At 68.7% G+C, this 10,446-nt stretch carries 11 protein-coding genes; 10 read left to right on the forward strand and 1 reads right to left on the reverse strand.

Annotation, left to right across the window (positions count from 1 at the left end):
* Window positions 1-131 precede the first annotated feature (131 nt).
* Entirely contained in the window at window positions 132-1,298 is a 1,167-nt protein-coding gene (locus QZ483_RS10135) for a 4-hydroxybenzoate 3-monooxygenase (protein ID WP_297083586.1), read from the forward strand.
* A 75-nt stretch (window positions 1,299-1,373) separates the two neighbouring features.
* The gene (locus tag QZ483_RS10140; protein WP_297083587.1) at window positions 1,374-2,024 is read left to right on the forward strand and encodes a nucleotidyltransferase domain-containing protein; all 651 of its coding nucleotides are present in this window, start codon (window positions 1,374-1,376) and stop codon (window positions 2,022-2,024) included.
* Here QZ483_RS10140 and QZ483_RS10145 read toward each other — a convergent pair.
* Window positions 2,015-2,932, reverse strand: coding sequence for a LysR family transcriptional regulator (locus QZ483_RS10145; protein WP_297083589.1), 918 nt, complete (start codon window positions 2,930-2,932; stop codon window positions 2,015-2,017). The genes QZ483_RS10140 and QZ483_RS10145 overlap by 10 nt on opposite strands.
* Before the next feature lie 103 nt (window positions 2,933-3,035).
* Here QZ483_RS10145 and QZ483_RS10150 point away from each other — a divergent pair, with 103 nt between their 5' ends.
* From QZ483_RS10150 to QZ483_RS10185, 8 genes are all read left to right on the forward strand, one after another.
* A complete protein-coding gene (locus QZ483_RS10150; RefSeq protein ID WP_297083591.1) occupies window positions 3,036-4,010 on the forward strand; it encodes an amidohydrolase family protein in 975 nt (324 codons plus the stop codon).
* A 1-nt stretch (window position 4,011) separates the two neighbouring features.
* Complete coding sequence (locus tag QZ483_RS10155; protein ID WP_297083593.1) at window positions 4,012-5,355, forward strand: protocatechuate 4,5-dioxygenase subunit alpha/beta; 1,344 nt, start codon at window positions 4,012-4,014, stop codon at window positions 5,353-5,355.
* A complete protein-coding gene (locus tag QZ483_RS10160; RefSeq protein WP_297083595.1) occupies window positions 5,352-6,308 on the forward strand; it encodes a Gfo/Idh/MocA family oxidoreductase in 957 nt (318 codons plus the stop codon). Before QZ483_RS10155 ends, QZ483_RS10160 begins: the two co-directional genes overlap by 4 nt.
* Window positions 6,305-7,279, forward strand: coding sequence for an aldo/keto reductase (locus tag QZ483_RS10165; protein ID WP_297083597.1), 975 nt, complete (start codon window positions 6,305-6,307; stop codon window positions 7,277-7,279). Before QZ483_RS10160 ends, QZ483_RS10165 begins: the two co-directional genes overlap by 4 nt.
* A gap of 117 nt (window positions 7,280-7,396) precedes the next feature.
* On the forward strand, window positions 7,397-8,023 hold the full coding sequence (locus QZ483_RS10170; protein WP_297083599.1) for a GntR family transcriptional regulator: 627 nt from the start codon (window positions 7,397-7,399) through the stop codon (window positions 8,021-8,023).
* A 122-nt stretch (window positions 8,024-8,145) separates the two neighbouring features.
* Complete coding sequence (locus QZ483_RS10175; RefSeq protein ID WP_297083601.1) at window positions 8,146-9,186, forward strand: ABC transporter substrate-binding protein; 1,041 nt, start codon at window positions 8,146-8,148, stop codon at window positions 9,184-9,186.
* Between the two features lie 93 nt (window positions 9,187-9,279).
* A complete protein-coding gene (locus QZ483_RS10180) occupies window positions 9,280-10,119 on the forward strand; it encodes an ABC transporter permease (protein WP_297083603.1) in 840 nt (279 codons plus the stop codon).
* On the forward strand, window positions 10,116-10,446 hold a 331-nt coding region (locus tag QZ483_RS10185), incomplete at its 3' end, for an ABC transporter permease (protein WP_367117103.1). The genes QZ483_RS10180 and QZ483_RS10185, both read left to right, overlap by 4 nt.

Raw genomic sequence — 10,446 nt, forward strand, 5'->3', positions numbered from 1 at the left:
AGACGGCGATGGGATACCGACGCTGACAGCCGGGATGTGCGCCTGAACAGAGACTCCTGTTCAACGGGAATCGTTCCCACGTCGGTGGTCCGGAGCGCGAAGATGGCGGCATCGACATCAAAGGAGATGCCATGGACGCCGTCCGCACCCGCGTCGCGATCGTCGGGGCCGGTCCCGCCGGCCTGCTGCTGTCCCACCTGCTGGCTCGCGCGGGGATCGACTCGATCATCCTCGACGCCCGCAGCCGCGAGGAGATCGAGAGCACCATCCGCGCCGGAATCCTCGAGCAGGGAACGGTCGAGCTGCTCGATGACGTGCCCGGCTCCCGCGCCCGCACCGTCGGCAGCCGCCACGATGGCATCGAGCTGCGCTTCGACGGCGTGGGGCATCGCATCGACTTCGCCGGGCTCGTCGGTCGAAGCGTGTGGCTCTACCCCCAGCACGAGGCGTTGAGGGACCTCATCGCGGCGCGTCTCGCCGACGGACAGGACATCCGCTTTGGCGTCACCGCCCGCGAGGCCGTGGGTGCGGAGTCCGACACTCCGACGGTCATCGCGACCACCTTGGATGGTGAGGAGCTCGAGGTGAGCGCAGACTTCGTCGTCGGCGCCGACGGGTCGCGCAGCGTCGTACGCACCGCCGTGTGCGGCAGTCATGGCGGCCACTTCCGGGAGTACCCCTTCGGCTGGTTCGGCATCCTGTGCGAGGCGCCTCCGAGCGCTGATGAGCTCATCTATTCGAACTCGCCCGACGGCTTCGCGCTCATCAGCCAGCGCTCTCCCAGTGTGCAGCGCATGTACTTTCAGTGCGATCCCGACGCGGACCCGGATGCTCTGTCCGAGGCGCAGATCTGGGACACGCTCCAGCGTCGCGTCCCCGGCGCGACGCTCCATGAGGGTCCGATCTTCAAGCGCGACGTGCTGCGGTTCCGAAGCTTCGTGGCCCGCTCGCTCACGCGTGGCCGGATGGCGATCGTCGGCGACGCGGCGCACACCGTGCCGCCGACGGGGGCCAAGGGCATGAACCTCGCGGTCGCCGACGTCGTGCTGCTCGCCGAGGCGCTCGAGTCGTTGCTCTCGGGCGGTGACGCGTCGCTCATCGAGATCTTCGACGAGCGCGCATCCGCTCGCATCTGGAAGGCCCAGCACTTCTCGTGGTGGATGACGAGCATGCTTCACGCTGTGCCGGAGGCGTCTGACTTCGATCGCCGGCGTCAGCTGGGGGAGTTGCGCACTGTGGTCGAGTCCGAGGCCGGGTCCGCCTACCTCGCCGAGGCCTACACGGGGTGGCCGCTGTAAGACGCGGCTTCGTGCGGGTGCGTGTGTCGGAGCGGGCGCTTCGGAGTGGCCGCGTCGCGGGGGTAGCCTCGTGCCATGTCATCGGCGACTCCGTCTCCCTCCGGGCCTTGGGCCCCGCTCGCCGTCGAGGCGTTGGCATCCCTCCTTGCGCCGGCTGATGCCCGCTGGTGGCTCGCTGGCGGCGTGGCGCTCGACCGCTGGGTGGGGGCGCCGATCCGCCCTCGAGAGAACATCGACATCAGCACCATGCCGGGCGACCTCACGGCGCTCCTCGCCGTGCTGCCGCCGCATTGGAGCGCGTGGGCGCCCGACGGTGACGAGGTCATGCCGCTCGCCGACGCGCCGGAGGACGCCGCCGTACAGCCGGTGTTGATCCGGGACGACGACGCGGGCGCCTGGGTGCTGCGCGTCAACATCGAGGACGGCGCGCCGCGCGCGTGGGTCTACCGCCGGGATGCGCGCCTGCAGCTGCCCTGGGACCGCGCCGTGCTCGACCTCGACGGCGTCCCGACCGGCGCGCCCGAGGTGCAGCTGGTGTGGAAGTGCTTCAGCCCGCGCCCCGTAGACGATGTCGATAAGGACGCGGTGCTGCCGACGCTGTCGGAGGAGGCTCGAACGTGGTGGGAGCGCGCTCTGCTGACGGTTCACCCGCACTCGTCGTGGACCATCCCCGTGCGCAGCCCGGTCTTTCCCGCGAAGGCGAGCTGGAACCGCCCTCAGCGCTGAGCGTCGTCGGTGAACTCGCCGCTGCTCACCGCGTGGAGGACGAGGCGCCGGAACCACCGCTGCGCGGGTGAGAGGTTCAGTTCGCGGCGCGTGTAGAGCGCGACCGGCGAGCTCGTGCCCGGCCACGGCAGATCAGCGGTCTCGAGATCGGGGAACCAGGCGCAGAACACATCGGCCACATGGCGGGGGAGAAGGGCCACAAGATCGGTGGACGCCAGCACGGCGGGCACGGTGGAGTGCTCTTCGACGGTGAGGGCGACCTGGGGTGTGAGGCCGTGCTCGACGAGCGCCTGCCACGGGAACACGTGACCTCCGCGGGTCGACACGCGGATGAAGCGCCTGCCCTCGAACATCTCCGGTCCTGTGGGCGGCAAGGGATGCTCCCGTGCCGTCAGCGCGACGTACTCGACGCCGCGCACGGGGGTGCGCCACAGCCGCGCCGTATCCATCACCGAGACAGTGAGAGCGACGTCGATCGCGCCGCGCACGAGCTCCTCCTCGGCCACGGCGACGTCCAGACGCTTTGCCACAAGGTGCGGGCCGGCGTGGTGGCGTCTCAGCGCCGCCATGATTGGCGGCAGGAAGGTCTGCTCGCCGATCGAGGTGAGCCCCAAGGTGAGCTCGCCGTCGAAGCGCTCGGGCTCGAAGGTGCCGCTGTCGGCGACGGTCGCGTCGATCTGGGCGAGCGCCTCGTGCAGCGGGCCGAACAGCTGCGTCGCGCGCGGCGTGGGCACCATCACGTGTCCTTCGCGGCGGAACAGGTCGTCGCCGAACCGCTTGCGCAGGCGGGCGAGCGTGTAGCTCACGGTCGGCTGGGTGACGTGGAGCCGATCTGCCGTGCCGGTCAGGCTGCGCATCTCGTAGAGCACGACAAAGGTACGGAGTTGGTTCAGATCTGCGACGGCCATCTATTGAATCTCTCTATGAGGCATTCCTGTGGAATCTATTGGACCACAGTGTTGCGCGTGCCTAGGGTGGGATCCATACCCGCGAGTGACAAGGACGCCACACGTGATCAAGGACATCCCCGGCCACGACACGATTGCCGCGACGCCGCACGGCGAGACGACCGGCGGGTTCGAGAAGACGCCCGGGTGGCTCGACTGGTACGACGGGCCCGCGACGCCAGCCTTCCGCCTGCCTACGGGCGCGGTCGATGCGCACTGTCATGTCTTCGGTCCCGGTGGGCAGTTCCCGTTCGCGCCGGAGCGCAAGTACACGCCGTGCGACGCGTCGGCCGCTCAACTGTTCGCGCTGCGCGACCACCTGGGCTTCGACCGCAATGTCATCGTGCAGGCGACCTGCCACGGCGCCGACAACCGCGCGCTCGTCGACGCGCTGCTGCGCAGCGAAGGTCGTGCGCGCGGCGTCGCCACCGTCCGCCGCGACGTCACCGAGGAGGAGCTGGCGGAGCTCCACGCGGCGGGCGTTCGCGGAGTCCGGTTCAACTTCGTCAAGCGGCTCGTGGATCGGGTGCCCACCGACTCGCTCGAGGAGATCGTCGCGAAGATCGCGCCGCTCGGCTGGCACGTCGTCATCTACTTCGAGGCCGAGGACCTGCCGGAGTTGTACGACTTCTTCTCCGCCATCCCCACGGAGGTCGTCGTCGACCACATGGGTCGCCCCGACGTGACCAAGGATCCCGACGGCGAGGACTTCGCCCTCTTCCTGCGCTTCATGCGCGAGAACCCCAACGTGTGGACCAAGGTGTCGTGCCCCGAGAGGCTCAGCGTCACCGGTCCGCGCGCGCTCGACGGCGAGAGGCAGGCGTACACCGACGTGGTGCCGTTCGCCCGACGCGTGGTCGAGGAGTTCCCCGACCGCGTGCTGTGGGGCACCGACTGGCCCCACCCCAACCTCAAGGACCACATGCCCGACGACGGGCTGCTGGTCGACCACATCCCCCACATCGCCACCACCGCAAAGTTGCAGCGGAAGCTGCTGGTCGACAACCCGCAGCGACTCTACTGGCCGGAAGGAGCATGACATGCCACTCGACAAGCCCTACCAGGACATCCCTGGCACCATCATCTTTGACGCGGAGCAGGCCCGGAAGGGCTTCCACCTCAACCAGTTCTCGATGTCGCTCATGAAGCCCGAGAATCGCGAGCGCTACCTCGCTGACCGCGAGGCCTACCTCGACGAGTGGCCCCTGTCGCCCGCGCAGCGCCAGGCCGTGCTCGACATGGACCTCAACGCCATGATGGCCGAGGGCGGCAACATCTACTTCCTGTCGAAGATCGGCGCGACGCACGGACTGAGCTTCCAGCAGATGGCCGGCTCAATGACCGGGATGAGCGAGGCCGCGTACCGCGACATGATGGTCGGCGGCGGACGGCGCCCCGAGGGCGTGCGCCTCAAGGACCTCGACGGCTGGACGCCGCCCTCGAACGAGAAGGCGACCACGATGCGCGAGGACGCGCCCGCGTGCTACACGTCGGCGCTGTTCACGTCGCACGTGCCCGCGATCGGCGCCGCGATGGACCTCGGCAAGACGCAGGAGCCGTACTGGAAGAAGCTGTTCGCGGGCTACGAGTGGACGCGGAAGTGGGTGAAGGAGAACACGCCGGACGTGATCATCCTGGTCTACAACGACCACGCCACGGCCTTCGACTCCACCATCATCCCGACCTTCGTGCTCGGCACGGGCGCGCACTACCCGGTCGCCGACGAGGGCTACGGGCCACGCCCGGTGCCCGACGTCTACGGTCACCCGGAGCTCGCTGCGCACATCGCGCAGTCGGTGATCCAGGACGACTTCGACCTCACGCTGGTCAACGAGATGGTGGTCGACCACGGCCTCACCGTGCCGCTGTCCCTGGTCTTCGGCGACGTCGATGAGTGGCCGTGCAAGGTGATCCCGCTGCCCGTCAACGTGGTCCAGTACCCCGTGCCGTCCGGACGTCGCTGCTACGAGCTCGGCAAGGCGATTCGCCGAGCTCTCGACAAGTGGGACGGGGAGCCGCTCAATGTGCAGATCTGGGGCACGGGCGGCATGAGCCACCAGCTCCAGGGACCCCGCGCGGGACTGATCAATAGGGAGTGGGACAACGCGTTCCTCGACCACCTCATCGCCGATCCGCTCGGGCTGACTGAGTGGTCCCACATGGAATACGTCGACGAGGCTGGCTCCGAGGGCATCGAGCTGGTGGACTGGCTGATCGCCCGCGGCGCGATGGACGACCAGTTCGAGGGCGGCGCGCCCAGCGTCGACCACCGCTTCTATCACGTGCCCGCGTCCAACACCGCGGTCGGCCACCTGGTGCTGAGCAACCCCGTCGCTCAGGCCGCCCCCGCAGCCGAGGCGATTCCGCAGGAGGTCCATGCATGAGCGGCGACAAGGTCCGCATCGCCGTCGTCGGCGCCGCCGGCGCCTTCGGGATGAAGCACCTCGATGGGCTGATGAACATCCCCGAGGCGCAGGTGACAGTCGTCAGCGGCACCCGCCCGGAACCGACGCAGGACGTGGCCGAGAAGTACGGCGTCCCCACGGCGTTGCTGAGCTACGAGGAGGTCCTCGAGCGCGACGACGTCGACGCGGTCATCCTCGCGACCCCGACGGGCCTCCACGCGTCCCAGACCCAGGCTGCGCTCGCGGCCGGCAAGCACGTACAGGTGGAGATCCCGCTCGCGGACTCGCTCGGCGACGCCGAGGCGACCTTGGCCGCTGCCGAGGCATCCGACCTGGTGGCGATGGTCGGCCACACACGTCGCTTCAACCCCTCTCACCAGTGGGTCCACCAGCGGATCGCCGCAGGGGAGTTGGGCATTCAACAGATGGACGTGCAGACGTACTTCTTCCGCCGGACCAACACGAACGCCAAGGGCGAGCCACGCTCGTGGACCGACCACCTGCTGTGGCACCACGCGGCGCACACCGTGGACCTCTTCGCGCATCAGGCAGGGCGCATCGTCCAGGCGAACGCCGTCCAGGGGCCCATCCACCCCGAGCTCGGCATCGCGATGGACATGTCGATACAGCTGAAGGCGGAGTCCGGGGCGATCTGCACGCTGTCGCTGTCGTTCAACAACGACGGCCCCTTCGGCACGTTCTTCCGCTACATCGGGGACACCGGCACGTACATCGCGCGCTACGACGACCTGGTCGACGGCCGCGAAGAGCCCATCGACGTGTCCCAGGTCGCGGTGAGCATGAACGGCATCGAGCTCCAGGACCGCGAGTTCGTGGCTGCGATTCGGGAGGGCCGCGAGCCGAACTCCTCGCTGCGCCAGGTGATCGACTGCTACCGGGTGCTCGGCGCGCTGGAGGAGCAGCTCGGGTGATCCTTCCGCGGATGGGTCTGGGCTGCATGGAGCTCAGTCATGCCTACGGCGTCGCGCCGCCTGCCGAGGACGGCGTCAGGATGCTGTGCGCCGCGCTCGACGACGGTGTGGGTCTGCTCGACACCGCGACGCTCTATGGCGGCGGGCGCAACGAGGAGCTCGTGGGGCGTGCGCTCAAGGGCCGTAGGGCCGATGCGGTGGTCGCCAGCAAGGGCGGGATGGCGCTGGTGGATGGGGTCAAGACCATCGACGGCAGACCTGAGACTCTCAAGGCTCAGGTCGACGCGTCGCTGGCGCGGCTCGGCATCGAGCGGATCGACCTCTACTACCTGCACCGCTGGGACAAGGGTGTGCCGATCGCGGAGAGCGTCGGCGCGCTCGCTGAGGCGGTCGCGGCCGGCAAGATCGGTGCGATCGGGCTGTCGGAAGTGTCGGTCGCACGTCTGAGCGAGGCACTCGCGGAAGCTCCGATCGCGGCCGTCCAGAACGAGTACTCACTGTGGAGCCGCAACCCCGAACTGGGCATGCTCGATGCGACGCGCGAGGCCGGCGTCGCCCTGGTCGCGTTCTCGCCCGTGGCGCGTGGCTTCCTCGCCGGGGGAGTCACGGATCCTGAGGCCCTCGCACCGAAGGACATTCGCCGGGCCATGCCGCGCTTCCAGCCCGACCACTGGCCGGCGAACGCCGCGCTGCTGCCTCCGTGGCGGGCGCTCGCCGCCGAGGCGGGACGCACTCCGGCACAGCTCGCTCTCGCATGGGTGCTGTCGCGCGGCGAGCACGTGGTGGCGATCCCCGGCACCACCAGCCTTGAGCACCTGCGGGAGAATCGGTCCGCGGAGGGGCTCACGGTCGATACCGCGCTGCTCGCGCGTGCGAGCGCGCTCATCCATACCGCGACCGTGTCGGGCCAGCGGTACAACGCAGCGCAGTCCGCCGAGGTGGACGCCGAGGCGTTCGACAGGGTTGCCTGAGGCATTGCTCGGCCGCACGTGCGCGCACATGCCGCGACACGCTTGCGCGTGACACGCACGCAGGCACGATGTCGCCTATATTGTTGACAATATTGTTGGTCCCTACGGAGGAGCGTCATGGCTACCGACACGCGTGTACTCGATGACTTCAAGGCAGCGATCCTCGCCGGCCGGTACGCACCGCGCCAGCGCCTGGTCGAGGCCGAGCTCTGCGAGGACTACTCCGCCAGCCGCTTCGCGATTCGCGCGGCGCTCCAGGCGCTCGAAGCAGAGGGGCTCGTGGAGCGCATCCCCAACGTCGGGGCGCGGATCCGCGACATCGGGATCGACGAGGCGGTCGAGATCTCGGAGGTGCGCGGGGTGGTCGAAGGTCTGATCGCCCGCCGTGCGGCCGAGCGGGTCTCCGCTGCGCAGGCCGCAGACCTCGAAGAGATCGGCGCGAGCATGCACGCCGCTGTCGCCGCGGGCGATACGGGGGCGTACGGAGAGTTGAACTCGCGCCTCCATAGCGCGGTCCGCGAGATCGCGGGGCACGACAAGGCGAGCGACATCATCGCCCGGCTGCACGGCCAGATGGTGAGGCATCAGTACGCGCTGTCGCGCGTTCCTGGCCGCTCGAGTGTCTCCGTGCACCAGCACCAGGCGATCATCGACGCCGTCATCGCGCGCGACGGCGACGCGGCGGAGGCCGCCATGCGGGCACACATCGCGTCGGTCATCGAGGCGCTCCGCGCGACCGTGTAGACCATCGCCTCGGCCCGTTGCGAGTTCGTTATCAAAATCGTCCACAAGATTGTCGACAATCGCGCTATGGTGGATCTGCCACACCCTCGACGATGAGGGTGGGATCTCAAGGAGGAGAGCCCATGGAAGTACAGTCCGCAACGCTGTCCACCCGCGTGAAGGCGCTGCTCGGCATTGCCGGCGCGGCCGCCATGCTCACGCTCGCAGCGTGCAGTTCCGACGGCGACTCGGACGCCGAACCCGACGAGACCTCGGCGGAGCCCGAGACCACCGAGACCACTGACACCGACTCCGACGAGATGATGGAAGTGCTCGACGTCACGGTCGGCCTCATCCCGATCCTCGATGTGGCGCCGGTCTACCTCGGCGTCGAGCAGGGGTTCTTTGAGGAGGAGGGCCTCAACCTCACCCTCGAGCTCGCCCAGGGCGGCGCCTTCATCATCCCCTCGGTCAGTCAGGGCGACTACGAGTTCGGGTTCAGCAATGTCACCTCGCTGATTCTCGGAACCGCCAACGGCGTGGGCCTGGAGGCAGTCGGCCCCGGCGCCTCGACCAACGGCACCGAGGAGGACATGGCGGCGGTGCTCACCCAGCCCGACTCCGGCATCTCCACCGCGAAGGATCTGGAGGGCAAGAAGGTCGGCGTCAACGCGCTCGCCAACGTCAACACCGCCACCATCAACCAGATGGTGCGCGACGACGGCGGCGACCCCTCGACGATTACGTACGTCGAGCTGCCGTTCCCGGACATCGTTCCCGCGATCGTGTCGGGAGACATCGACGCGGGCCAGGTGGTCGAGCCCTTCCGACAGGCAGGAGTTAACCAGGACCTGGTGGACATCGGCTCGAACTTCCTCGCGATGAGCCCGACGTTCATGATTGCCGAGTACTTCACCTCGTCCGACTTCGCGGCCGAGAACCCCGACGCGGTCGCAGGCTTCTCGGCCGCGCTCGCCAAGTCGTTCGAGTACGCCACCGCGAACCCCGATGAGGTCCGCGCGATCGTGCTGACCTACACGAGGATGGACGAGGCGACGGCGAACGCCGTGCGCCTGCCGGGCTGGCCGAGCGAGATCGACGCCGCGTCGGTCGACCTCCAGGCCGAGCTCGCGGTGACGGACGGGACGCTCAGCGAGATCCCTGACCTCTCCAACCTGAAGTAGCGGCACCGGGGCCGCGGCACTTCACGCCGCGGCCCCGGCACCGGCTTCGCCTCACCCCCGACCACTGCTAGCCGTCGAATCGGAGGCCTCCCCGTGAGCCCGAGCTCAGCCACGCTGACACCGTCCTCCCGTCCGCGGACCGCGACGCGCTCCAGAAGGCCGCGCCGCAGCCGCGACCTCTGGCTCGGTGTTACCGGCGTCCTCATCGTCCTCGCCGGGGCGGAGACCCTCTCCCGCACCGGGATCGTCAACCCCGACTTCCTTCCGCCCGTGACCGAGATGTACGCGTCACTGTTCGAGATGCTCGGCGAGGGCTGGTTCTGGGAGGCGCTGTGGCTCACCGTGCGCGGCTGGGCGATCGGCCTCGCCGCGGCCATGGCGCTCGGCATCGTCGTGGGCTTCGTCATCGGCTCCAGCGCATTCCTCAGGAAGTTCACCAACTCGACCATCGAGTTCCTGCGCCCGATCCCATCGGTGGCGCTCATCCCGCTGGTCATCCTCATCTTCGGCACGCAGCCGCAGTCCGCGTTCGTGCTGGTGGTCTACGCGGCGTTCTGGCAGGTGCTGGTCCAGGTCCTCTACGGCGTGGCGGACGTGGACCCGGTGGCCCGCGACACCGCGCGCTCGTACCAGTTCGGGCCCATCCGCATCGCGCGCTCAGTCGTCTACCCCACGGCACTGCCGTACATCATGACCGCCTTCAGGCTCGGGGCGGCGGTGGCGCTCATCCTCGAGATCACCGCCGAGCTGGTGATCGGCGTCGACGGCCTGGGACGCGAGCTCGGCGTCGCCCAGAGCTCCGGCGCGGTGCCCGAAACCTACGCACTGGTGATCGTCATCGGCTTCATCGGAGTGGCCGTCAACCTGCTCGTGAGACTCATCGAGCGCAAGGCCCTGTGGTGGCATCCCTCGGTGAGGAGCGAGCAGTCATGACCAGGTATTTCAAGCAAGCTGGCTATGCACTCGGGCTCCCCGGGATCCTGCTGACCGGATGGTGGGTTGCCTCGGCGGGCTCGACCAACCCTTTCTGGCCGCCGCTGTCCACGATCCTCGAGGCGTTCCCCACGACGTGGACCATGGACCGCATCGTCGGCGACGTGTTCCCGTCGCTCGCGCGGCTCGGCATCGGGTTCGGGATCGCGGTGGTCCTCGGCATCGTGCTCGGCACAGCGATCGGCCTCTCTCCGTCATTGCGTGCGCTCTCCGAGCCCGTCCTCGAGTTCTTCCGCGCCGTGCCCCCGCCGGTCCTGGTCCCGATCA

Source organism: uncultured Demequina sp. (assembly GCF_913055775.1).
Classification (GTDB): Bacteria; Actinomycetota; Actinomycetes; order Actinomycetales; family Demequinaceae; genus Demequina.